Annotated in this window: 15 protein-coding genes; 11 read left to right on the top strand and 4 right to left on the bottom strand. The window is 69.1% G+C overall.

The window, feature by feature from the left end:
- Positions 1–62 precede the first annotated feature (62 nt).
- The 3 genes from ACLB1G_RS08805 (at position 63) to ACLB1G_RS08795 (ending at position 2775) form a co-directional block, all read left to right on the top strand.
- Entirely contained in the window at positions 63–818 is a 756-nt protein-coding gene (locus tag ACLB1G_RS08805) for a sensor histidine kinase (RefSeq protein WP_491626831.1), read from the top strand.
- On the top strand, positions 815–2479 hold the full coding sequence (locus tag ACLB1G_RS08800) for a tetratricopeptide repeat protein (protein WP_491626830.1): 1665 nt from the start codon (positions 815–817) through the stop codon (positions 2477–2479). Before ACLB1G_RS08805 ends, ACLB1G_RS08800 begins: the two co-directional genes overlap by 4 nt.
- Before the next feature lie 80 nt (positions 2480–2559).
- Entirely contained in the window at positions 2560–2775 is a 216-nt protein-coding gene (locus tag ACLB1G_RS08795; RefSeq protein ID WP_491626829.1) for a hypothetical protein, read from the top strand.
- A 49-nt stretch (positions 2776–2824) separates the two neighbouring features.
- On the opposite strand, the gene ACLB1G_RS08790 is transcribed toward ACLB1G_RS08795, so the two are convergent.
- The gene (locus ACLB1G_RS08790) at positions 2825–3616 is read right to left on the bottom strand and encodes a PhaM family polyhydroxyalkanoate granule multifunctional regulatory protein (RefSeq protein ID WP_491626828.1); all 792 of its coding nucleotides are present in this window, start codon (positions 3614–3616) and stop codon (positions 2825–2827) included.
- Positions 3617–3750: 134 nt separating this feature from the next.
- Here ACLB1G_RS08790 and ACLB1G_RS08785 point away from each other — a divergent pair, with 134 nt between their 5' ends.
- The 7 genes from ACLB1G_RS08785 (at position 3751) to ACLB1G_RS08755 (ending at position 13096) form a co-directional block, all read left to right on the top strand.
- The gene (locus ACLB1G_RS08785) at positions 3751–4953 is read left to right on the top strand and encodes a DUF3108 domain-containing protein (RefSeq protein WP_491626827.1); all 1203 of its coding nucleotides are present in this window, start codon (positions 3751–3753) and stop codon (positions 4951–4953) included.
- The gene (locus ACLB1G_RS08780) at positions 4950–5705 is read left to right on the top strand and encodes a DUF3108 domain-containing protein (RefSeq protein WP_491626826.1); all 756 of its coding nucleotides are present in this window, start codon (positions 4950–4952) and stop codon (positions 5703–5705) included. The genes ACLB1G_RS08785 and ACLB1G_RS08780 overlap by 4 nt, the downstream gene beginning before the upstream one ends.
- A gap of 66 nt (positions 5706–5771) precedes the next feature.
- Positions 5772–6398: a hypothetical protein gene (locus ACLB1G_RS08775; RefSeq protein ID WP_491626825.1), complete on the top strand. Its 627-nt coding sequence runs from the start codon at positions 5772–5774 to the stop codon at positions 6396–6398.
- A gap of 143 nt (positions 6399–6541) precedes the next feature.
- Positions 6542–7945 (top strand): hypothetical protein, encoded by a 1404-nt coding sequence (locus ACLB1G_RS08770; protein ID WP_491626824.1) that lies wholly within the window; start codon positions 6542–6544, stop codon positions 7943–7945.
- A complete protein-coding gene (locus ACLB1G_RS08765) occupies positions 7938–8723 on the top strand; it encodes a hypothetical protein (protein ID WP_491626823.1) in 786 nt (261 codons plus the stop codon). Before ACLB1G_RS08770 ends, ACLB1G_RS08765 begins: the two co-directional genes overlap by 8 nt.
- A 2-nt stretch (positions 8724–8725) precedes the next feature.
- On the top strand, positions 8726–11554 hold the full coding sequence (locus ACLB1G_RS08760) for an ATP-binding protein (RefSeq protein WP_491626822.1): 2829 nt from the start codon (positions 8726–8728) through the stop codon (positions 11552–11554).
- Positions 11555–11566: 12 nt separating this feature from the next.
- Positions 11567–13096, top strand: a complete 1530-nt coding sequence (locus ACLB1G_RS08755; protein WP_491626821.1) for a cryptochrome/photolyase family protein — start codon at positions 11567–11569, stop codon at positions 13094–13096.
- 22 nt (positions 13097–13118) lie between these two features.
- On the opposite strand, the gene ACLB1G_RS08750 is transcribed toward ACLB1G_RS08755, so the two are convergent.
- Positions 13119–13646 (bottom strand): CcdC protein domain-containing protein, encoded by a 528-nt coding sequence (locus tag ACLB1G_RS08750; protein WP_491626820.1) that lies wholly within the window; start codon positions 13644–13646, stop codon positions 13119–13121.
- Positions 13647–13767: 121 nt separating this feature from the next.
- Here ACLB1G_RS08750 and ACLB1G_RS08745 point away from each other — a divergent pair, with 121 nt between their 5' ends.
- Entirely contained in the window at positions 13768–16257 is a 2490-nt protein-coding gene (locus ACLB1G_RS08745; RefSeq protein ID WP_491626819.1) for a S9 family peptidase, read from the top strand.
- Here ACLB1G_RS08745 and ACLB1G_RS08740 read toward each other — a convergent pair.
- Together ACLB1G_RS08740 and ACLB1G_RS08735 are read right to left on the bottom strand one after the other, a co-directional pair.
- Positions 16254–20960: a translocation/assembly module TamB domain-containing protein gene (locus ACLB1G_RS08740; protein ID WP_491626818.1), complete on the bottom strand. Its 4707-nt coding sequence runs from the start codon at positions 20958–20960 to the stop codon at positions 16254–16256. The genes ACLB1G_RS08745 and ACLB1G_RS08740 overlap by 4 nt on opposite strands.
- Positions 20960–22849: an autotransporter assembly complex protein TamA gene (locus tag ACLB1G_RS08735; RefSeq protein WP_491626817.1), complete on the bottom strand. Its 1890-nt coding sequence runs from the start codon at positions 22847–22849 to the stop codon at positions 20960–20962. Before ACLB1G_RS08735 ends, ACLB1G_RS08740 begins: the two co-directional genes overlap by 1 nt.
- Positions 22850–22896: the final 47 nt, after the last annotated feature.

Raw genomic sequence — 22896 nt, 5'->3', positions numbered from 1 at the left:
TGGCGGCCCCGGCGGCGCGGCGATATAATCCTTTCCTGCAACAACCCCACGGAGAGCGCGACATGGAAGAACCGACGGATGCCCCCGGGCTGGGCATGTTCCTGGCCTCCACCGTGCATGACATGAAGAATTCGATCAGTGTGCTCAGCGGCACGCTGGAAAACCTGCTGGCCAACGCGCCGCCCTCGGCCGTCCCGCTGGACGCCATCCCGGCCCCGGCGGCCGTGGGCGGCGACGTGGCGGCCGCCTATCCGGCCCTGGCCCACATGCTGTACCAGACCCGGCGCCTGAACGACAACCTGATACAGCTGCTGGCCCTGTACAAGCAGGTCGGCCAGCCCGGCTATCCCTTCGATCCGCAAACCGTGGCGGTCAGCGAACTGCTGGAACAGGCCGCCGCCCAGGACCGCATCCTGCTGCAGTCGCGCGGCATCACGCTGGACGTGGAGGTGGCGCATGAACTGATCTGGACCGTGGACGAAGACCTGATCATCGGCGTGCTGCTACACGCCATCAACAACGCGGTACGCTACACGCGCGACCGCATCCGCCTGACGGCGCGGCGCGACGGCGACTACCTGGAGCTGCGGGTGGAGGACAATGGCGCCGGCTTCCCGCCGGCCCTGCTGCAGGCCGGCGCGGCCGCCAGCCACGGCCAGCGCAGCGGCGTCAACTTCGTCAGCAACAGCAGCGGGCTGGGGCTGTACTTTTCCAGCGAAGTGGCGCGCATGCACCGGCACCGCCAGCGGCATGGCAGCGTGGCGCTGGAAAACGGCGGCCAGCTGGGCGGCGGCATGTTCGTGCTGCGCCTGCCATGAGCGCCGAGGCCACGTCCAGTGTCGACTGGGCCGAGAAGCGCTACCTGATCGTCGACGATTTCGTCGGCATCCGCCAGCTGCTGCGCGAATCGCTGCGCAACCTGGGGGCGCGCCACATCGACCAGGCCGCCAGTGGCGGCGAAGCCATGGTGCTGCTGGCCAAGACCCGCTACGACGTGGTCATGTGCGACTACAACCTGGGCGACGGCAAGAACGGCCAGCAGGTGCTGGAGGAAGCCCGCATCCGCAGCCTGATGCTGCCCAGCAGCGTGTGGCTGATGGTATCGGCTGAAAAAAGCGTGGAATCCGTCATGGGCGCGGCCGAGCACCAGCCGGACGCCTACATCATCAAGCCCATCACCGAGGGCGTGCTGCTGACGCGCCTGAACCGGGTCTGGCAGAAGAAGCAGATCTTCCGCGAGATCGACCAGGCCTACGGCGACAAGGATTACCTGCGCGCCGCGCGCCTGTGCCAGGAGCAGGCCGCCATCCACCACGTGCACGAGATCGACCTGCTGCGCATGCGCGCCACGCTGCTGCTGAAGGCGGGCGAGCCGGACCAGGCGCGCGCCGTGTACGAGTACGTGCTGAACCAGCGCGACTACAATTGGGCCCGCGCCGGCCTGGGCAAGATACTGATGGCCGACGGCGAACCGGAGGCGGCGCACCAGATGTTCCAGGCCGTGATCACCGACAACCGTTTCTATATCGACGCCTTCGACCAGCTGGCCCAGTCCTGCCTGTTGATGGGCAAGACCGAGGAAGCCTGCGAGGTGCTGGAGAAGGCCGCCAAGCTGTCGCCCAACTCGGTGCCGCGCCAGCGCAACCTGGGCATGGTGGCGCTCAAGCTGGGCAATATCCCGCTGGCGGAAAAAGCCTTCCGCAAATGCATAGAAATCGGCGAGTACTCGGTGCTCAAGACAGTGGACGCGTATTTCGGCCTGGCGCGCGTGTGCGGCCACAAGAACGACATCAAGGAAGCCGTGCGCCTGCTGAATGCGGCCGTGCACCAGTTCGAGGGCAATCCGGTGGTGCTGCGCGCCAAGATTACCGAGGGCTTGGTGTACCACGAGAGCGGCGACTTCCGCCGCGCGCGCAAGGCCGGCGACGAGCTGGAGCGCATGCTGGAAAGCGGCCAGCACGGCCTGCCGGACAATGGCACCAGCCTGGAGATGGCGACACTGATGTTCGCGGTCGGGGTCAAGGAGGCGCCGGTGGCGCTGCTGCGCGAGCTGACCCGCAACAACCACGACAACCCGGTGCTGCTGGACGACGTGCAGCGCATCTTCGCCAACGCCCGCCTGGGCGAGGAGGGCGCCGCGCTGATACGCGAGGCCCGCGATGAGGCGTCGGACATGATGAACAAGGGCGTGCTGCTGTGGAAAACCGGCAAGCTGGAACAGGCTGTGCAATGGATGCGCGAGGCGCGTACCGCCCTGCCCAACAACCTGCGCATCCTGTTCAACTCGGCGCAAATCCTGCTCTCGTACATGCAGGCCCATGGTTTCCGGCGCGAGCTGTCGGAGGAAGCCATCGGTGTGCTGATGCACGTGGACCGCATCGCGCCGGGTCAGCAGCGCTTCGCCCAGCTGATGGAGCAGCTGGCGGTGCTGGCCAAGGTCGGGGTGGACAGCGGCGACGCCGCGCCCGTGGCGGACTGATGGGTGGCCGCAACGGTGGCTTGTCACAGCCTGCTCTCCTGATTACACTGGATTGCTTGATACCCCGGAAAGGCTGATCTATGCGAGATATCGCCAAGGAAGTGTATGGCAAGATGAAAATCGGCGGCGTGGCCTGGATACGGCCCGTCACCGCCAAGGGAGACACCCTGGAGAGCTTCCAGGGCGCGCTGGACGGCGCGCAGAAGCTCGCCGACGAGGGATTGATCAATATCGAGAAAGTGCAGCGCCAGTCCGATGGGCTGGTGGATGCCATCAGAATCCTGCGGTTGTCCTAGGGTAGCCATTTAACATGGCCGTGGCGCCGCAGCGCCCCGCCGTGCAGACTTAATCCTGTGGTTTCCTGGCGGCTGGCGTGCGTTTGGACGCGGGCCTGGTGCTGGCCCTGCTGGGGCCGGAGGCGCTGGCGGCCTTCGCGGGCGGCTTGGTGGCGGGCTGGACTGTTTCCTTGGGCCCGGTGTCGGCCTTCGGTTCCGGCGCAGGGGCGGTCTCGGCCTTGGCCGCTTTGCCGCCGGCTGCCGCGGTGGCGAACTTGACCGCCGTGTCGGTGGCGCGCGCGGCCGCGTCGGCCATGGCCGCCTCGGATGCCATCGCGGTCGAGACTGCTTGCTTGAACTGTTCCTGCAGCAAATTCCACCAGATGGCGGGATTGGCCAGCGGCGGGGCGTCCGGCTTGCTGTCGGCCTTGTTATCAGCCTTGCTCTCGGCAGCCGGCGGCGGGGCCGGCTGTGCGGCGGGCTGGGCCGGCTTGACCGGCTCCGGCTTGGCGGCTGCCGCCTGGGCGTGGTGGAAGAAGGCCGAAGCGTAGGGATTGGCGTCGAAGATGGAGCGGTCGCTGTGGCCCTGCTGCACGGCGCTGGCCAGGCTGGCGCCGACCGACTTCAGGGTGGCGATCGTGCCGCGCTGGACTTCCAGCGCCTGGATGCTGCCGCGCAGCATGCTCATGTTGAGGTTGAGCCAGCTTTCGACGGCCTTCAGGTCATTGATTTTCTTGTCCAGTTCCTCGACCGACAGGGTGGGCGCGGTCAGGCCGGGCACGCCCATACTGCCCCACAGGTTCTTGACGAAATCCAGGGTGTCGGTCATGCCCGGGATATGGGGCATCTGCGGTTGGGACATGTCGCGGCTCCTATGGCGAGAGAGCGACCAGCGTACCAGATTATTCCCAGGCATTCAAAGTCTTTTGACAAGATTGCCGGACCCGGCGCGGGGCCGCGCCATGCGCCCGCGCCGAACACGCTACACTAGCGGCCATGACGCCAGCTTCCTTCCTGTACCGCCACCGCCGCGCCCTGGTGCTGTGCGCCGCCACCGCGCTGCTGCACGTGGTGGCGATAGACTGGGCCGGCAGCCGCCTGGGACCGCAGGCGCAGCCGGCGCCGCCCGCGATCGTCACGGCGCAGCTGCGCCTGGCCCTGCCGCAGCGCACGGCGTCGGCCGAGGCTGCGCCGGAGATCGCGCCGCTGGCGCCCCGGCCCCCGCGCCCGGCCCGGCCCCGGCCGCCCGCCATGCCGCCGCCGCAGCCGGTACCGGACGCCGTGCCGCCATTGGCCGACAGCGCGCCGGCAGCGGCCGCCGCGCCGCTGGACCCCGCCGTGGCCGCGCTGCCCGACCTTGCCATGCCGGACGCGCCGCAATCCGGCACGCAGCAGGCTGGCGCGCCGCAGGCTGGCGCGCCGCGGCCCGGCGCACAGCAGGTGCAGACCGCCGCGCCGCCGGCCCCGGCCGCCGATGCCGCCCCGGCCGTGGCGTCCGCGCCCGCGCTGCCCGCCATGCGCCGCTACAAGGTCAAGCTGCCGCCGCCCGCCGATTTCGAGCTGCAGGTGGACCGGGTCGATGCGGACGGCACCAAATGGACAGGCGTGGCCAGCATGGCGTGGCATACTGACGGCAGCCGCTACACGGTGAAGGTGGAGGCCGGTATCAGCGTCATCATCACGCGCCTGAACCTGCTGGTGCTGACCAGTGAGGGCGCGATTGACGACGCCGGCATCGCCCCCGTCACGGCCACCGAGAAACGCAAGGGCAGGGCGCTGACGGCCACCCATTTCAACCGCGAGCAGGGCACCATCAGCTTTTCCGCCAGCGAGCGCAGCTATCCGCTGCTGGTGGGCGCGCAGGACAAGGCCACGGTGCCATTCCAGCTGGCTGGCATAGGCCAGGCCGACGTCAACCAGCTGGGCGGCGACGTCGACATCCTGGTGGGCGAGGACAAGGAAGCCAATGTGTTCCGCTTCCACCTGGTGGGCGAGGAGGAGCTGGACACGCGCATGGGCAAGCTGGTGACCTGGCACATGACGCGTCCGCCCAAGCCGGGCACGTATTCGTCGCGGCTGGACATCTGGCTGGCGCCCGGCCAGCACTGGTATCCGGTCCAGATCCGCAACACCGAGGCGAGCGGCGCGCTGACCACGCAGACCGTGTCGCGCATTACCATGAAAGAGACAGGATCATGAGCAAGCAATTTTCCAGGCTGGCGGCCGCGCTGCTGCTGGCGCTGGGCGTTAGCGGTGCGTTGGCCGCGCCGGCCCAGGAGCACCCCAGCGTCAAGCGGCCCTACAGCCTGCCGCCCTCGGCTGACTTGATCTACACCATCAAGGCGCGCCAGCACGGGCTGGGCATCAGCGGCGACGCCACCGTGGCCTGGCGCACCGGCGACGGCAAGTATGCGATCGCCACCGAAAGCAAGGTCTCCATCTTCGGCAAGGTGGTGGAAAACCGCAGCGAGGGCGCGGTGGATGACTACGGCCTGGCGCCCGCCACCTTCTACGAGAAGCGCATCCGCAAGGACCCCAGCACCACCACCTTCCGGCGCGACGACAAGACCATCACTTTCACGGATGGCAATGAGAGCTATCCCATCAAGGGCGGTGAGCAGGACCGCACCAGCGCGCCCTGGCAGCTGCTGGCCCAGGCCCGCGCCACGCCGGACAAGTTCAAGCCGGGCAGCGAGTGGGCCTATTTCGTGGCCGGCCGGCGCGACGCCGAGCCCTGGACCTTCAAGGTGGCCGGCACCGAGACCATCAGCACCGGTCTGGGGGAAGTCAGCGCCGTCCACCTGGTCAAGGCACCGCCGCCGGACGCCCAGGGCCAGCAAGTCGATTTGTGGCTGGCGCCCTCGCTGGACTGGTATCCGGTGCGCATCCGCTTCAACGACAATGACGGCGATTTCGTCGACCAGACCCTGAGCAAGATCAACAAGAAATAGCTTGCGTGCTGTCGGTTGCGGAAGGCCGCCTATACTGGGAATGTTAGCCTTCCGGGAGCCGCCAGCATGACCGAAGCCGACTACGTCAAGGAACTCATGGACGCGCGGGAAGAAGCGGCACGTTCCCGCCTGGACCAGCGCATGGAGGCCCGCCTGCTGCCGCTGGAAGAAAAAGTGGACAGCCTGCGCGACCTCCTGAATGTGCGGTTTGCCGCCATGCAAGCTTCCATGGATGAGCGTTTTGCCGAGCTCAAGCACGAGCTGCGCAAACTGTACGCCCGCCTCGATGCCACCCAGCGCAACATGATAGGCATTGCCGTGGCCTCCGTGCTGGCCATCGTGTTCGGGGTGGGCGCCATCAATGCCGTGCTGTTGTCGAATATGCAGGAATCTTTCGACAGGGGGCAAGCGGCCGGAGGGCAGCAGGCCGAAACCAACCGCCTGCTGGCCGGCATGCGCAAGGACATCGATGACATGCGCAGGGACCAGGCCGCCTTCCGTGCGCAGACAGAAGAACAGTTCAAGCAAATCGACGCGCAGTTCAACGACATCCGCAGCGACCAGGCCGAATTCCGCGCACAGACGGAACATCAGTTCAAACAGATCGACACCCAGTTCAAGGAAGTCCGCCGGGACATCAAGCAGACCCGCAAGCCGGCCCCCGCCGTCCCGGCCCGCCAGCCGTCACCGTAGCCGCCGCCATCCCGGCCCTGGCGGCCGGAACTGCTATACTGACGCCCCCGCGCGACCATGCGGCACGCCCACCCAGGGCGGTGTTGTTGCATTTATGACCACTTCGCGCCGCGTACAGACTATGGCAAAGAATGATTGAACCTATGGCAAGCGCAGCCCAGGCTGCCGCAGCACTGCATCCGCTCCCGCAGGAAGACCAGGCCGGCCTGGAGGACATCCAGCAGGAAGCCGGGCAAAATACGCTGCAGGCCCACTTCCAGCCCCACGTGGCGGCCGAGGAAATCGAGCAGGTTTATCACCTGAAGCGCGCCCAGCCCCTGCTGCAAACCTTCACGGCCCTGTTCCACGGCGGCTACGACGGCGTGCTGGTGCGCCTGCTGGTGTTGCGCGAGCTGGCCTCGGACAACGCCACCAGCGCCTACACCCGGGCCGACATCAACACCCGCCTGGCCTATCTGCTGCCGGAAAGCCTGGAAACCGTGCTGACCCGGCTGCGCTCGCACGGCCTGCTGGCCTGGGACCCGCAGCAATCCGTGTACCGTGTCACCCCGGTGGCGCGCAACGTGCTCTCCGCCATCGACGGCCTGCTGGCCATGGACCAGCAGAAGGACCAGGCCGAGATGGGCTTTTTGCTGTCGCAGGTGGCCGGCGCCCAGGTGATGGGCGGGGTCACGGTGGACCAGCTGCAGCACCTGCTGGGCCGCCTGGTCGACCTGACCGAGGAATTCTCGGACGCCATCGCCTCCGGTTCCGAATTCCGCCTGCGCGCCTCGCAGGCCAAGTGGCACATGGCCTGCGACTGGGTCGAGAAGGGTTCCGACATCCTGCGCGCCATCACCTCCGATGAGCGGGCCGACAGCGCCACCCACCGCGCCGCGCAAGCCATCGGCCGCGCCCAGTCGGCGCTGCTGAACATGCAGGGCATGTTCTCGCGCGCCCTGAACCAGATCGAGCGCCAGCGCGTGCACCTGGGCCAGTCCGGCCTGTCCACCACCGACATCAAGCGCTGGCTGCTCGAGCATCCCGACCTGGCTTCGCTGGCCGACGGCGCGGTGGAACAGCCGCTGATGCCGCTGTTCATCACCCCGGCCGAAATGATAGACGTGGCCGAGACCGAGCTGCTGGCCGACCGCCCCGGCAGCGCGGTGCAGGGCGGCCTGCCCAGCGGCGAGGACGCGCCCACCACCGTCAACGACAACCCGGCCATGCAGCAGGAGCTGGACGACTGGCTGGCGCGCCTGTCCGACTTCGCCGCCCTGGGCAACTTCCCCAGCGTGGCGGCCGAGGCGCCAAAATCGATACGGGCCCAGGACGCGCTGCTGCCGGCCAGTTTCGCGGTGGCCTCCTACCGCGCCTCGCTGCTGCCGCTCTTGGGCGATGCGGCCGAAGCCAGCCTGCAGGGCGCCACCGCCGAACTGGCGCGCCTGCCTTTGGCCCTGACCCTGACCGACGAACTGGTGCAGCTGCCCGACCTCGAGGTGGCCGCCATGTCGATGGCTTCCCTCTCACTGATTTTGGACCCGGAAGGCGGCCAGACCGATGAATGACGATACCCAAATCCTGATCGCGCGCCTGCTGACGCACCAGACCCTGCGCCGCGACGACAAGCTGGTCAAGCGTGTGCTGTCCGACGAGCAGTTCCGCTCCGACGTCGACGCGCGCCTCCTGGCCACCGGCATGCGCCTGGTCGACAACGTGTACGCCGACCACGTGACGCTGGCGCTGACGCGCACCATCGAGCCGAAGATCTTCGGCGCCAAGGACATCTGGCAGAACAATAACTTCGGCCTGTCGCGCGACGGCGTGGCCCTGCTGGTGGTGCTGTGGGCGCAGATCATCCTGCCCAAGCGCGAGCGCCAGGAAACCCACCAGCACGCCGACGACCAGCAGAACGACATGTTCGGCGTCGAGCGCCCGCTGCCGCGCGCCGAGGACACCTCGATCGGCATCCCGTACAAGGCGCTGCTGGCCGACTTCGGCGACAAGCTGGGCAAGAAAACCCGGCTGGACATGAACCTGGGCATCCTGTCCAAGCTCGGCTTCATCGAGCGGCGCGGCGACGTGATCCTGGAAGGCCCGCTGCTGGACCTGCTGATGGACACCGACCTGCTCAAGGAACGCATCCTGAACGGCGCCCTGGCGGACGTGTTCAAGCGCGCCCCCATCGTGGCGGTGCGCCGCCCGGCGCCCAAGGCCGCCAATGACGATACTCCGGACGATGGCGCCGGCACCGCCGCCGCCATGGCCGGCGCCGCCGTGGAAGCCATCGCGGCCGGCGAGGCCGAGGCGCCCGCCGCCACCGACGACACCGCAGGCAAGGACTGACCATGTTTCACATCAAATCGCTAGAACTGGTCCACTGGGACTACTGGCAGCGCATCAAGAACATCCCTCTCGACGCCAAGATCATCACCATCGCCGGCCAGAACGGCTCCGGCAAGACCACCTTGCTGGACGCCATGCGCACCCTGTTCGGCCTCGATTGCTCGATGGGCCGCACCTACAAGCACTATGCGCGCCACAGCGGCCAGCAGACCGCCTGGCTGCGCGCCGTGGTGGACAACAAGCCCATGGGCCGCCAGCTCTCGAACCGCCCGTTCCGCGGCTCCGGCTTCTTCAGCGATGACGAGGTGACCCTGTTCTGCCAGGTGCAGAAGAATGGCGGCGACTGGAAGCGCCAGTACCTGATGCGCCCCGGGAATGTGCAGATCGAGGACATCGGCGAGGCCAACGACTGGCTGGGCGTGGAAAACTACCGCAAGCGCCTGGCCATGGCCGGCCTGTCGCCCGCCATGGCCAAGGTGCTGGCCCTGGAGCAGGGCGAGACCGACAAGCTGTGCGAATACGCGCCGCGCCAGCTGCTGGACCTGGTGTTCCAGGTATTCGGCGACAAGGAAGTGCTGGACGCCTACGATGAGGCCAAGCGCCACCAGCGCGACACCGAGACCGAGCTGAAACGCTTCGAGGCCGAACTCGAAGCCTCGCGCACCAACCTGGAAGGCCTGCGCCTGCGCGTCGCCAACTACCACCAGTGGGAGGATCTCACCAAGGAGCGCCGCGAACTGCAGGAGGAAGTGCTGCCCACGCTGGAATACCACGAGGCGCGCGAGAAGCAGGCCAGCATCAGCCGCCAGCTGCGCGAGGCGCGCAAGCCGCTGGCGCAGGCCGACCAGCAGCTGAGCGACAAGCGGGCCCAGGTGGCGGCGCAAGCCAAGGCCCTGAGCGACGCCCAGCAGCACGAGACGGTGCTGGAGCAGGAATCGACCGCGCTGTCGAGCCGTTTGAACCAGATCAACAACAAGCTCAAGCCGCTGGACAGCCTGCTGGAACAAAAGGCCCGCCTGCAGAAGCTGGCGGCCGACGCCGGCGCCGACCTGGCCGAAATGGCGCAGCTGCTGCAGGAAAAGGAAATCGAGCTGGCGCGCCAGAAGATGGCGCGCGACGCCGTGGCCGCCAAGATCGCCGGCGAACTGGCCACCATCTCGGCCCTGCAGGGCAAGACCGCGATGCCGGAACCGGAAGCGCAGCGCGCCATGCGCCGCGTGCTGAACGACGCCGGCATAGGCCACGCCATGCTGTCCGACGTGGTCGAAGTGACCGACCCGCGCTGGCAGGGCGCCATCGAGGGCGTGTTGTCCGGCTACGCCTCGGTGGTGCTGCTGGATAAGCCGTCCGACGCGGCGGCCGCCTACCGCCTGGCGGAAAAGGAACGCTACCGCCACTTCATCGTGCCCGACCTGGTGCATGCGCCCTCGGTCAAGGATGACAGCCTGATGTCGGTGGTGAAGTTCTCGGCCAAGGTGCCGGGCTGGCTGGTGGAACAACTGGCCCGCATCACCCGCGTGGACAACGTCGACGAAGGCGCGCGCCTGGGCAGCCACGAGGAATGGATCACGCCGGAAGCCTATCACCGCGAACGGCGCGGCGGCCGCTCGCTGTTCGTGGAAGCCTCGCGCTACCGCTTCGGTTCGGCCGGCCGCACCCAGCGCCTGGAAGCGATCCAGAAATCGCTGCCGGCCCTGGAGGCGCAGGAAGACAGCCTGACCCTGGCCGTCAGCAAGCTGGCCGCCGAAGTCAGCGGCCTGAAGGCGCGCCTGGCCGGGGTGGACGCGGCCAAGGAATTGTCGGCGCGCGCCGAGGAATTCGAGGAAGCGGCGCGCAGCGCCGTGCCGCTGCGCGAGGAGCGTACCGCCGTCGGCACCCGCCTGGGCGAGCTGCAGGGCCTGATCAAGAACGCCACTGTGGCCCGTACCCGCGCCGATACGCAATGGCAGAACGCGCGCTTTGCCCTGTCCGAGGCGGAGGCCGGCCTGCGCCTGAACTACAAGCGCCAGATCGAGCAGCGCACGGAGCACGCGCGCAACCTGCTGGCGCTGCGCCGCTCCTGGCGCCACCTGCCCAAGAGCTGGCGCCGTCCTGACCGCCGCGCGCGCCTGGTGGAAGAGCACCACAACGCGCACCAGGTCACGCTGCGCATCCACAGCCTGGAACACAGCCTGGCGCGCGACGACTGGGAGCTGGACGCCACCGTGATCGACCAGTATGCGCGCCTGAACGAGCAGCTGTCGGGCCGCGCCAGCGAGACCGAGGAGCGCCGCTACCAGAACAACCGCGCCATCGAGGCCACGGCCAACGCGCGCGGGGCCTACATCGAGCGCCTGCGCTACACCATCAAGATGTACAGCAAGAACATCAAGGAGCTGGGCGAGCTGGCCAACATTGAGGTGCACGCCGACCCGGTGCGGCTGGAAAACGACGACACCCTGCTGGCCCAGGCCGGCCTGCACGTGCGCTTCAAGTTCGACGGCAAGGGCCCGATCGGCATGAACGACGGCGAGGCCTCCGGCGGCCAGCAGGTGATGAAGTCGCTGGTGCTGCTGATCGGCCTCTTGAAGTCGGAGGAAGGCTCGGGCGGCTTCGTGTTCATCGACGAACCGTTCGCGCACCTGGATATCCGCAACATCCAGCTGGTCGGCGAGTTCCTCAAGAACACCGACGCCCAGTATTTGATGACCACGCCGCTGACCCACAACACCGACGTCTACGATCCTTCCGAGCTGACCCTGATCACCAGCAAGAAGAAGAAGGACACGCAGTGGGCCCAGCCCATCTTCGTGCTGCAGCGCCGTCCCACGGAGCCGGCCAAGGCGGCCTGACGCCGTGACGCCATGACCGTCCTGCGCCTGCTGCTGGGCGACCAGCTGAACCCCTGCCACAGCTGGTTCTCGCAGCGGCGCGCGGACGTGGTCTACCTGCTCATCGAAATGCGGCAGGAGACCGACTACGTGTGGCACCACGCGCAGAAAATCCTGGCCATCTTCGCCGCCATGCGCGCCCTGGCGCGCCGGCTGCAGGCGGACGGCCACCGGGTGCACTACCTCACGATAGACGATCGCGCCAACCTGCAGTCGCTGCCGGACAACCTGGAATGGCTGTTCGAGCACTACCAGGCCAGCGCCTTCGAATACCAGGCCCCGGACGAGTGGCGGCTGGACCGCCAGCTGGCCGATTTCGCGCGCCGGCAGTGGATCCCCTGCGCCATGGTGGACAGCGAGCATTTCCTCACCACGCGCGGCGAGGCGGCGCGCTTGTTCCGTGGCCGCCGCGAATGGCTGATGGAAGACTTCTACCGCCACATGCGGGTGCGCCACGGCGTGCTGATGAAGGCCGGCGGCGGCCCGGCCGGCGGACGCTGGAACTTCGATGCCGACAACCGCAAGCCGTGGAAGGGTACGCCGCCCGAACCGCCCGATGCGCGCACGGCGCATGACCACGGCGCGCTGTGGCAAACCATCTTGGTGGCGGGCGTGCAGAGCTTCGGCGAGCCCAATGCGCAGGCGCTGCGCTGGCCGCCGGACCGGGAACAGGCGCTGCGCGAGCTGGACGCCTTCATGGTCCACGGCCTGCCGCATTTCGGCGACTACCAGGACGCCATGCACAGCCAGGCGCCGCGTTTGTTCCATTCATTGCTGTCGTTCGCCCTGAACGTGAAGATGCTGCATCCGCGCGAGGTGATCGAGCGCGCCGAGCAGGCCTGGCGCGAGGGCAGGGCGCCGCTGGCGGCGGTGGAAGGGTTCATCCGCCAGATCCTGGGCTGGCGCGAGTATGTGCGCGGAGTGTACTGGGCGCGCATGCCGGGCTACGAGAACAGCAATGTGTTCGGCCATGGCCTGCCGCTGCCGGCCTGGTTCTGGACCGGGCAAACCGGCATGCACTGCCTGGCCCAAGCCTTGGGCCAGTCGCTGCGCGAGGCGCACGCCCACCACATCCAGCGCCTGATGGTGATCGGGAATTTCTCGCTGCTGGCCGGGCTGGACCCGCACCAGCTGCACCTGTGGTATTTGGGCGTGTACGTGGACGCCTTCGAGTGGGTCGAGCTGCCCAACACGGTAGGCATGAGCCAGTTCGCGGACGGCGGCCTGCTGGCCAGCAAACCCTATGCGTCCAGCGCCGCCTATATAGACCGCATGAGCGACTACTGCAAGGGCTGCCGCTACGACCGCAAGCAGCGCACCGGCGCGCAGGCCTGTCCCTACAACGCCCTGTACTGGGATTTCTTTGCCCGCCACGCCGGCCTGCTGCGGCACAACCAGCGCCTGGCCTACGTCTACCGCCAGCTGGCCGGTATGCCGGCCGACGAGCTGGCGGCGCTGCAGGAACAGGCGGCCGGCTGGCGCGCCCGGCTGGAGACGCTGTAGCGCCCCGGGCGCGGACGATGAATCAGTCCAGTCCGACGCCGCCGCGCGGCACCGGTTTCTGGCCGCGGCGCCAGCGCGCCAGCAGCAGCTGGTAGCCGCCGAAATAGGCCAGCATCACGCCCAGCATGACGGCCGTGAGCGGGGTGCGGATGAATTCCGGCGCGGCCGGCTCGGCGCCCTGCATCTGCAGGAACAGGGCGAACATGCGGTACATCAGGCGGGCCAGGCACAGCAGCACGATCAGGATGCCGATGCGGGCGTCCTGGCGGTAGAAAAAGCCGTCGCGGGTGTTTTCCAGGCGGCTGCGGCGCAGGTTGAGGAAGGCCAGGGCGGCGCCGGCCGCCGCGCCCACGGCCAGGGCGCCCAGCGATTCGATATCGCCCAGCACCTGTGCCGCGACGATGCCGAGGGTGCCCAGCAAGATGACGGCGCCCGCGTAGTGGCGCCACAGCTCCGAGCGGTTGCGTCCCAGCGCCGCCTTCAGGCGCATGTACACGCGCCACACCACCAGGGGCATCAGGGCCAGCAGGATGAAAGTCTTGATTTCCATATCCGATACAGAAGCAGGCAAAGACGCGATTGTACGCCACCGGGCGCATGGCGCACGGCGGCGATTGACAATCGGCGGCCGCATCCGCAAACTGGACCGATCTGCCTACCCTGCGCTGCCCATGACCTCTCCCCTGTCCATGCTGCCTTCCTCATTGAGCCTGATGGCGTCCTCGCCGCGGGCCGGGGTGGAGGAATCCGGCTACCGGCTGCCGCCGGCGGCGCTGCAAGCCCTGGTGGACGCGCCGCGCGCCCCGGCCCTGAGCCTGAGTCCCCGGCGCGACCTGGTGGCCATGGTGCAGACCCCGCCCCTGCCCGGCATTGCCGAGGTGGCGCAGCCGGAATTGAAACTGGCCGGGCTGCGCATCAACCCGCGCACCTGCGCCTCGGCGCGCTATAGCTACGGCACCGGCCTGGAGCTGATGGAGATCGCCAGCGGACGCCAGCAGCGCATCAAGGGCCTGCCGCGCGCGCTGCGCCTGGCCGACATGGCCTGGGCGCCCGACCAGCGCCACCTGGCGTTTTCGCACCTGGCATGGAAGGGCGAGCGCGGGGTGCTGGAACTGTGGCTGGTCGATATCGAACTGCGGCGCGCGCGGCGCCTGTCGGCGCAGCCGCTGTCGGCCGTGCTCACGCGCGGCTTCAGCTGGCTGCCGGACAGCAGCGGCCTGCTGGTGCACTGGCGTCCGGCCGGACTGGGCGCCCCGCCGCGTCCCAGCCCGGCGCCCGCCGGCCCGGTGGTGCAGGACAGCGCCCCAGGCAGCGCCCCGCGCCAGCTGCGCACCTACCAGGACTTGCTCAAGAACGAGGACGACGCGCGCCTGTTCGAGTACTACATCACGGTGCAGCTGGCGCACCTGGACCTGCAGGGCCACAGCCGCCTGCTGGGCGCCCCGGACCAGTATGCGCGCACCTCGGTGGCGCCGGGCGGCCAGTACCTGCTCACGCACAGCGTCACGCGCCCATATTCCTACCTGGTGCCGGCCTCCAGCTTCGGCGAGCGGGTCGAAGTGCGCGACCTGGACGGCAAGCTGCTGCACACGGTGGCCATGCTGCCGCTGGAGGAAGGCCTGCCGCCGGGGAACGACGCCGTGTCGGATGGGGTGCGCAACGTCTCCTGGCGCGCCGACGCTCCGGCCACCCTGGTGTGGGCCGAGGCCCAGGACGGCGGCGATCCGGCGCGCGAGGTGGCGGACGGCATACGCGACCTGGTGTACCAGCACGCCGCGCCCTTCCATGCGCCGGCCCAGGTGCTGGCGCGCCTGACCATGCGCTATGGCGGCATCGCCTGGGGACGCGGCGACGTGGCACTGATCAGCGAGCGCTGGCACAAGACGCGCGGCTACCGCCAGTGGATGATCGCGCCCGACCACCCCGGGCTGGCGCCGGAGCTGATACACCACGGTTCCTACGAGGACCGCTACAACAGCCCCGGCGCGCCGGTGATGCGGGCCGACGCCAGCGGCTTTCCGCGCCTGCTGATCGGTCCCGATACCACCATACTGCTGGACGGCGCCGGCGCCAGCCCGGAAGGCGACCGGCCCTTCATCGACCGTTTGTGCCTGAACACGAAAAAGAAGATGCGCTTGTTCCAGAGCGAGGCGCCGTATTTCGAGAACGTGGCGGCGGTGCTGAACGCGGAAGGCACGCTGCTGCTGACCACGCGCGAATCGCCCACCGAGCGGCCCAATTATTATGTGCGCGACCTGAGCCGGATACCCTCGCGCCAGCTGCGCGCGCTGACCGATTTTCCGCATCCCACCCCGCAGCTCAAGGATGTGCAGAAGGAGCAGATACGCTACCGGCGCGCCGACGGCGTGGAACTGACCGCCACCCTGATGCTGCCGCCCGGCTACGACGCCGCGCGCGATGGTCCGCTGCCGCTGCTGATGTGGGCCTATCCGCACGAATTCAAGTCGGCCGCCGCCGCCAGCCAGACCACCGGCTCGCCCTACCGCTTCAATGGCGTCAGCTACTGGGGACCGGCGGCCTTCCTGGCGGTGGGCTATGCGGTGCTGGACAATCCTTCCTTCCCCATCGTCGGCGACGGCGACCAGGAACCCAACGACAGCTATCTGCCGCAGCTGGTGGCCTCGGCCGAGGCGGCGGTGGAGGAAGTGGTGCGGCGCGGCGTGGCCGACCGCGAGCGCATTGCCGTGGGCGGCCATTCTTATGGCGCCTTCATGACGGCCAACCTGCTGGCGCACACGCGCCTGTTCAAGGCCGGCATCGCGCGCAGCGGCGCCTACAACCGCACCTTGACGCCGTTCGGCTTCCAGGCCGAGGAACGGCCCTACTGGAAAGCGCCCGGGGTCTACCAGGCCATGTCGCCCTTCAACCACGCCGACCGCATCCAGGATGCGCTGCTGCTGATCCACGGCGCCGAGGATCCGAATGCCGGCACCCATCCGCTGCAGAGCGAGCGCATGTTCCAGGCCGTGAAAGGCCTGGGCGGCACGGCGCGGCTGGTGATGCTGCCCAATGAGGGCCACGCCTACCGGGCCCGCGAATCGCTGCTGCACATGCTGTATGAGAGCTATACCTGGCTAGAACGCCACCTGCGCGGCGAAGCTGCTTCGGGCGAAGCTGCTTCTGGCAAGGCTGCGTCCTAGTCGAAAGCCCAGGTGTACAGCACGTCCAGCGCGTTGTTGGTGCCGGTCTGGAACTGCAGCGTGATGCGCGGATTGAGCTTGTAGCGCAGCTTGACCAGGCTGGTGGCGGTGCTGGCGCCCTGTTCGAAACTCAGGTAGGCCCGCGCCGACAATCGCTTGCCGACCGTGACCACGGTGTTCTGCAAGCCGCTGGCCTGGCCGCTGCCGGTAGTGCTGGCGCCGCTGGTATTGCTGGCCTGGCCCACGCCCAGCTCGTCCAGGCCCAGCGAGCTGGCCAGCTTGCCCTGGCCGCCGCCGAACAGGGCGCCGGCGGCGGTGCCCAGCAGCGCCATGTCGTTGCCCGCCGCGCTGTCGATGCCGTGGCCCAGCACCAGCCAGGCCAGCTTGTCGCTGTCCGACACGGTGGGCGTGGACACCAGCTTGGCCGATGGCGCCAGCGCCGTGCCGCGCACTTCCACGCCCGCTTCCACATTGGTTTCGCTGAGCGCCTCGCCCTCGGGACGCTTGCGCACGGCCAGGATGTTCAGGCCGGGATTGTCGTAGGCGCCGCTGAAGTTGATCACGCCGCGCTCGATGGCCAGCTTCTGTCCGTAGGCGGCGTAGGTGCCGCTGACCACGCGGATGCTGCCGTTGGCGCGTGGCGGGCGGCGGTCCTGGATGCGGATGCGCACCGCGCCGGCCAATTGGGCGTCCAGCCCCTTGCCCTTGAGGTAGAAGTTGTCGCCCAGGTCGGCCTCGACGTCGATATTGAGCGGCATGCCCTGCGCGGTTTTCTGCGGCGCCTTGTCCTTGCCGACGATGACCACGTCGTCGCTCAGGGTCGGACTGTCGGCGCCGGCCAGTTCGATGTTGGCGCGGTCGGCGCGGAATTTGCCGTCCAGCTGGAAGCGTTTGGCGTCGCGCACCAGGGTGCTGGAGCCGCTCACCACCAGCAATCGGTCGGGACGCGCCAGCACTTCCAGGCCGGTGGCGGTCAGCTTGAGCTGCATGCTGGCTTCGGCGTTGGCAAAGCGCATCCAGCCGTCGGCCTGGGCCTTGCCTTCGTTGCCGTCGAAGGCCAGCCGGGTCAGCTGCAGCTGGTCGCCGGACAGGCGGGCCTGCAGCTGGCCGTTGCGCAGCTTGATGCCCTGGTCGGCCCAGTTCACCACCAGCTTGTCGCCGTTGATGTCGCCGTTGAGCTGCGGCGCGCCTACCGTGCCGCCGCCGCTGATATTCAGTTTGAGTGTGCCGTCGATATCCAGGCCGGGTTGGCCGGCCAATGGCGCCAGCCAGGCCAGCGATCCCATGTTGGCGCTGCCGCTGATGGTAAGCGGGCTGTCATCGGCCACGCGGCCGTCGCGCAGCTGGGCGCCGCCCTCCAGGCGCAGCTGGCCGACGCGGGCGCCGTCTACGGTGAGCTGCCCGCGCAGGGCGCCATTGCTGACGTCCACCCGTGCTTCCAGCTGGCGCAGGCCGAGCGGCTGCGCCAGGTCGGCGCCGATGAAGACCAGGTCGCCCTGTTCGCGCTGGATGCGCAGCATGCCGTCCACGGCGGGCGCGGCGCCGCCGCCGGGCGCCTGCATGGCCAGCTGCCAGGAAGCGCCCAGGGTCATGTCGCTGCGCACGTTGTCGCGCCACGCTTGCGACAGCTGCGCCAGGTAGCTGACCGGGACCCCGGCCGCGCGGCCCTGGCTGCGCAGCGAAGTTCCGGACTTCTCCAGATAGTCCAGGCTGATGCTGCCGGAGGGTAGCCTGATGACGGCGGCGCCCAGGGCGATCTGCTCCGGCTTGGCCAGGCCGGCCACGCCGCTGCCGGCCGGGGCGGCGATGCGCAGCGGCGCCGGGGCTTGCAGGGTGAGGGCGTAGCGGCCCTTGTTCTGCAGGCTGTCGATGGCGCCGGTCCAGCTGTCGTTGTTCCAGGCGCCGCGCACGCGCACGGCGGCGTCGAAGTCGGGATTGGCGGCGCTCAGCTCGATGGTGTGGCCGCTGCGGCTGCCGCTGGTCTGCAGGCGGGCGCGGTCCAACTGGATGGCGGGCGAGGCATAGCCGGTGATCTCGATGTCGCTCACCAGCGGCACGTCGCTGTCGCCGGCCTGCGCCGGCACTGCGGCGCGCGCTGCTTCGGCGCGGCGGGCGGCTTCCGCTTTTGGGCTGGACAGTCTTGCCGGGACGCCCGTCCCGGCGAGGCCGGCCAGCGTTGCGCCGCCTGCCGCCGCATTGGCGCCCAGGCCTGCCGCTCCTGCGCCGGCCGTGGTGCTGCCGCTGCGTGCTGCACCCGCCGATGCGCCGCTGGTGACCGGTACACCGATGCCGCCGGTGGACAGGGCGGCCGTGTTGCCGAGCCTGGCGCTGCCGCGTATGGTCTTGATCTGCTGCTGGCCGGGCAGGCGCAGGTTGGCGCCGTCCAGGTTCAGCACCACGGCCGGTTTGTCCAGGCTGCCCGATAGCGCGCCGTTGGCGCGCAGCGTGCCGCCGAACTGCGGGCCGGCGGCGTTCAGCTGGGGCGCGTCCAGTTTCCAGTCCAGCCGGTCGCGCGCGCTGCCGAAGCTGCCGCTGGCCTGCAGCTGGTTAGCGCCCAGGCGCAGATCGATGTCGGCGCCTTCGATGCGCCCCGGTCCCGCGCCCAGCTGCGCATGGCCGCTGAGCGGCGCGCCGGCCAGCGTGGACGGCTGCAGGCGCAAGTCCAGCCCGGCGCGCCAGTCGGCGGCCAACCGTGCTTCGAGCGTGAACTCGGCGCCCACATTGCCGGCCTGGCTGGCGCCAAAGGCGGCCGGATTGACGCGCTGCGCCGTGCCGCTGGCCTTGAGCTGCGGCGCCTGGCCGGCGGCGGTGCTGATGTCGCCGCTGGCGTGCAGCAGGCTGTCCGGCGCCGGACGCCTGGCCGATACCAGCCCCAGGCCGCGCGCATCGGCCTGGAAGCGGGCGCGCGGCGCCTCGAAGCTGCCGCCCAGCGCGCCGCTGGCGCTGACGGCGCCCATCCAGTCGCTGGAAAGGGCCGACAGCTGGCGCGCATCCAGCGTGAAGCGCAGCTCTTCGCCCGGCGCGCCGAAGCTGCCGCGCAGCTCGGCCGAGTTCTGCGCCAGCGCCAGGCGCACGTCGACGCCGCTCAGGTGGCGCGCATCGGCAGTGAGCTTGCCCTGGCCGCTCAGCGGCTGGCCGGCCAGCTTGCTGGGCTTGAGCGTGAAGGTGCTGGCGACCCGCCATTCCGGCGCCAGCTGGCCGCTGGCCTGGACCTCGGCGTTGATGTCGGCGGCTGGATAGCTGCCCAGCGCGGCAGGGTCGAAATGGTCGGCGCGCAGCCGTGCCTCGAAGGGCTGTTGCTCCTGCAGGCGGGCCTGGCCGGTGGCGCTGATACTGCCTTTTTTGGCCTGCAGGCGCGCCTGCTCCAGCTGCAGCACGGCGTTTTCCAGCGTCGCCTTCAAGTCCAGCCGCAGGCCGGCCTGGGCCAGTGCCGCGCTCAGGGTTTGCTTGCTGGCGGTGCTGGCCAGCGTGATGTCGCCCGCGATGGCGGTCTGGTTCATGGCGCCGTGCATGGCGCGCAGGTTGATGCGCTCGGTGCGCAGCTGGAAGCGGGCGGTGTCGATGCCGGCCTCGATGCCGCTGCGTTTCACCTCGCCGCCGCCGTTGAAGCGGCCGGCGGGACCGAGGTCCAGCAGCACGTTGTCGAGCAGGGTGTCGGTCAGGGTGCCGCCCAGGCGGCCGCTGAACACCTGCAGCGGCAGGGCGTGCTGGTCCAGCGGGCCGGCCTTGCCCTGGTTGAGCAGGGCCAGCTGGCCGCTGACGCGCTGGCTGGCGTCGATGGCGGCGCTCAGCTTCAGGCTCAGGTCCGCGCTGGGCCAGCCTTGCTGGTAGCCGGCCGGGTTCAGGTCGCGGCCGGCCAGGTCTATGCTGCGCAGGATGATGGGATCGAAGGGCGCCAGGGCCAGGCGCGCTTCGCCGCTGGCCTTGCCGGCGCGGCCCTGGGCGCGCAGGTCGAGCAGGGCCAGGCTGCCGCCGGCCTGCAGGCGCAGCTGGGCCGGTTCCTGGCCGGCCGGCGCCGCGCTTTGTGTCAGGCTGGCCGTGCCCTGGATGGGGAAGGGCCGCGCGGCGCCCACGGTCAGCGCGGCTTGCGCGCGTCCCAGCTGGGTAAGGGCGCTGGCGTCGCGCAGCACCCAGCCGGATTGGTCGCCGGAGAGCTGGAAGCGCAGCTGGCGTATCACGTTCACTCCGGTGTCGCTCTGCAGGGTCAGGACGCCGAGGCGGGCGTCGGACACGCTCAGGCGCAGCGGCGCGGCCAGGCTGTCGGGCAGCCTGGACGGCTCGCCCGGGCCGGTGCTGCGCACCAGCAGGCTGGCCACGTGCAGTTCGCTGATCGCCAGGCCTTCGGAGAAGTACTGCAGCGGCGACCAATTGATGTCGATCTGCTCGGCCGTGATGGTGCTGTCCTTGCCCTTGTAGACCAGGCGGTTGATGTGCATGCGGTGGTACAGCGAGCCGCTCACGCCGGACACGGCGACCTGGCCGCCGCTGGCGTTGGCCAGGCGCTGCACCAGCTGCTGCAGGGTGGACTCGCGGCCCAGGGCCCAGAACAGGCCGGCCAGCAGGGCCGCCAGCACCAGCACGCCGATCAGCAGGCGGCGCGGCCAGCGCCGCGCACGTGGCGGTGGCGCATCAGGTGGCCCTGGCGGTCCCGGTGGCGCCGGCGGCACAGGTGGCATGGGCAGGGTATCGTTTGCGGTGGCCATCAGAAGCTGAATCCCAGTGAAAAGTGCAGGCGGTACTCCTTGACGGCGTGGCCGTAGGCGGCGTCCACGTTGATTGGCCCGACCGGGCTTTTCCAGCGCGCGCCGATGCCGTAGCCGGACTTGGGATGCAGGTCCTGCACCGAGTCGGCGGCGTTGCCGGCGTCGTAGAACACGGCCGCGCCGTACTGAGGCTTGAACCAGTACTGGTATTCGGCGCTGGCCACGGCCAGGTAGCGGCCGCCGGTGATGGCGGTGCCTTCCTGCACGCCGAGGGCCTGGTAGGCGTAGCCGCGCACCGACTGGTCGCCGCCGGCGCGGAACAGATAGGTGGCCGGCACCCCGGCCTTGTTGCGCGAGGCCAGCACGCCGGTTTCGGCGCGCAGGATCACGTTGCTGCTGGCGCCGAAGGGCAGGTACATGACGCCGCGCGCATAGCCGCGCACAAAGGCTTCGTCGGTCAGGATGGGCAGCAGGGCGCCGCCCAGCTGGGCGTTGAGCGCGTAGCCCTTGGTCGGGAACAGCAGGTTGTCCAGCTTGCGCCAGGTGACGCCATAGGTCAGCGGCAGGCTCTTGCTGCGGGTGGTCTCCTGGCCGGTCAGGGTCTGGCTCTCGCTGAGGAATTCCAGCGTCAGGCTGCGTTCCAGCAGCGGCGTGCCCCAGGTGCGCTTGGCCGCCACCGTGGAGACGGCGGTCAGCTCGCCCGAGATGTCGGTGCGTTCGTAGGAAGCGCCCACGCTGTCGTTGTAGCCGTCCGGCGTGACCGGGAAGTAGAAGTCGGCCTTGGCGGTCTGCTTCTTGGTTTCCAGCGTCAGCGCGCTTTTCATCTTGAGGCCGAACACGGCCAGGTCGTCGTAGGTGAGCGAGGCGCGGTTGCCGGTGTTGGTGCTGAAACCCAGGCCGGCGCTGACGTTCTTGCGCTTGTTCTCGGTGACCTTGACCAGCAGCGGCAGCGGCGGCAGCGGCGCCTCGCGGGCAGCCGCTTCGGCCTGGGCCTGGGCTTCCGGGCTGGCGCCGGCATCGGCCCTGGCGGCCGCCACGTCCAGCCGTTCGTTCAACACCGAGGACAGGTCGGCGCTCACTTCCACGCTGCTGAAGTAGCCGGTGTCCTGCAGGCGCGACTGGTAGGCTTGCAGCGCCGCTTCGTTGTAGTAGTCGCCCGGCTTGATCTGGTTGAGATTGGAGACGATGGAGGCCGGATAGCGCTGCAGGCCTTCGATGCGCAGGCCGCCGAAGCGCGCTTCGGGGCCACTGTCGATGACCACCCGCAGGTCGGCCTTGCGGGCTTCCGGGTCGACCGTGGCCTGGCTGTCGGTCAGCTGGGCGCGCGGGTAGCGGGTTTGCACGGCCTGGCGCACCAGGGCGCGCTTGGCGCTTTCCCAGTCGTCCTGGCGGAACACGGCGCCCGGTTTCAACGGCCAGCTGTTTTTCAGCGCCTCGGTGTCGTAGCGCTGGTCGGCCGGCTGGCCGGCCGGCGGAGCGAAGCCCTGCAGCTGCACATCGACCTCGCCCACCCGCACCGGCTCGCCCGGCGCCACCCGCACCAGCACCTGCGGCGGGCTGGCCTCGGCATCCAGGGTGACGCTCACTTCCGGGCTGTAGTAGCCGTCGGTGGCCACCAGGGTCCGGACCTGCTCGGGCGCCACCCGTACCAGGCGCTGCAGCTGCTCGCGGTCGATGCGGGCGTTGCCGCGGAAGCGCACCAGGTCCAGGTTATGCTCCAGCAGGTCGTCCAGCTTGCCGGGCGCCTCGATGCGCACGCGGTAATCCAGGCCGTCGGCCGTGGCCAGCAGGGGGACGGCGGCCAAAATCGGGCACAGGAATACTTTTGCCACAAGATGTGACAAAATTCGCTGTCCAGCCGTAAACGAGGGGCGCGGTGCCGGTAACATGAGACTCCATCGGGGTTGCAATAAGCGCATGTTACCGGATTGCCCGC

Source organism: Duganella kummerowiae, assembly GCF_053572355.1.
The sequence above is the reverse complement of the archived record's forward strand: the minus strand, read 5'-3'. Positions and strand labels throughout refer to the sequence as shown.

Coding starts and splice junctions, on each gene's coding strand:
- ACLB1G_RS08770 (WP_491626824.1), top strand. CDS start 6,542: ATGGCAAGCGCAGCCCAGGCTGCCGCAGCACTGCATCCGCTCCCGCAG.
- ACLB1G_RS08805 (WP_491626831.1), top strand. CDS start 63: ATGGAAGAACCGACGGATGCCCCCGGGCTGGGCATGTTCCTGGCCTCC.
- ACLB1G_RS08780 (WP_491626826.1), top strand. CDS start 4,950: ATGAGCAAGCAATTTTCCAGGCTGGCGGCCGCGCTGCTGCTGGCGCTG.
- ACLB1G_RS08785 (WP_491626827.1), top strand. CDS start 3,751: ATGACGCCAGCTTCCTTCCTGTACCGCCACCGCCGCGCCCTGGTGCTG.
- ACLB1G_RS08790 (WP_491626828.1), bottom strand. CDS start 3,616: ATGTCCCAACCGCAGATGCCCCATATCCCGGGCATGACCGACACCCTG.
- ACLB1G_RS08750 (WP_491626820.1), bottom strand. CDS start 13,646: ATGGAAATCAAGACTTTCATCCTGCTGGCCCTGATGCCCCTGGTGGTG.
- ACLB1G_RS08755 (WP_491626821.1), top strand. CDS start 11,567: ATGACCGTCCTGCGCCTGCTGCTGGGCGACCAGCTGAACCCCTGCCAC.
- ACLB1G_RS08740 (WP_491626818.1), bottom strand. CDS start 20,960: ATGGCCACCGCAAACGATACCCTGCCCATGCCACCTGTGCCGCCGGCG.
- ACLB1G_RS08745 (WP_491626819.1), top strand. CDS start 13,768: ATGACCTCTCCCCTGTCCATGCTGCCTTCCTCATTGAGCCTGATGGCG.
- ACLB1G_RS08765 (WP_491626823.1), top strand. CDS start 7,938: ATGAATGACGATACCCAAATCCTGATCGCGCGCCTGCTGACGCACCAG.
- ACLB1G_RS08760 (WP_491626822.1), top strand. CDS start 8,726: ATGTTTCACATCAAATCGCTAGAACTGGTCCACTGGGACTACTGGCAG.
- ACLB1G_RS08795 (WP_491626829.1), top strand. CDS start 2,560: ATGCGAGATATCGCCAAGGAAGTGTATGGCAAGATGAAAATCGGCGGC.
- ACLB1G_RS08775 (WP_491626825.1), top strand. CDS start 5,772: ATGACCGAAGCCGACTACGTCAAGGAACTCATGGACGCGCGGGAAGAA.
- ACLB1G_RS08800 (WP_491626830.1), top strand. CDS start 815: ATGAGCGCCGAGGCCACGTCCAGTGTCGACTGGGCCGAGAAGCGCTAC.
- ACLB1G_RS08735 (WP_491626817.1), bottom strand. CDS start 22,849: ATGTTACCGGCACCGCGCCCCTCGTTTACGGCTGGACAGCGAATTTTG.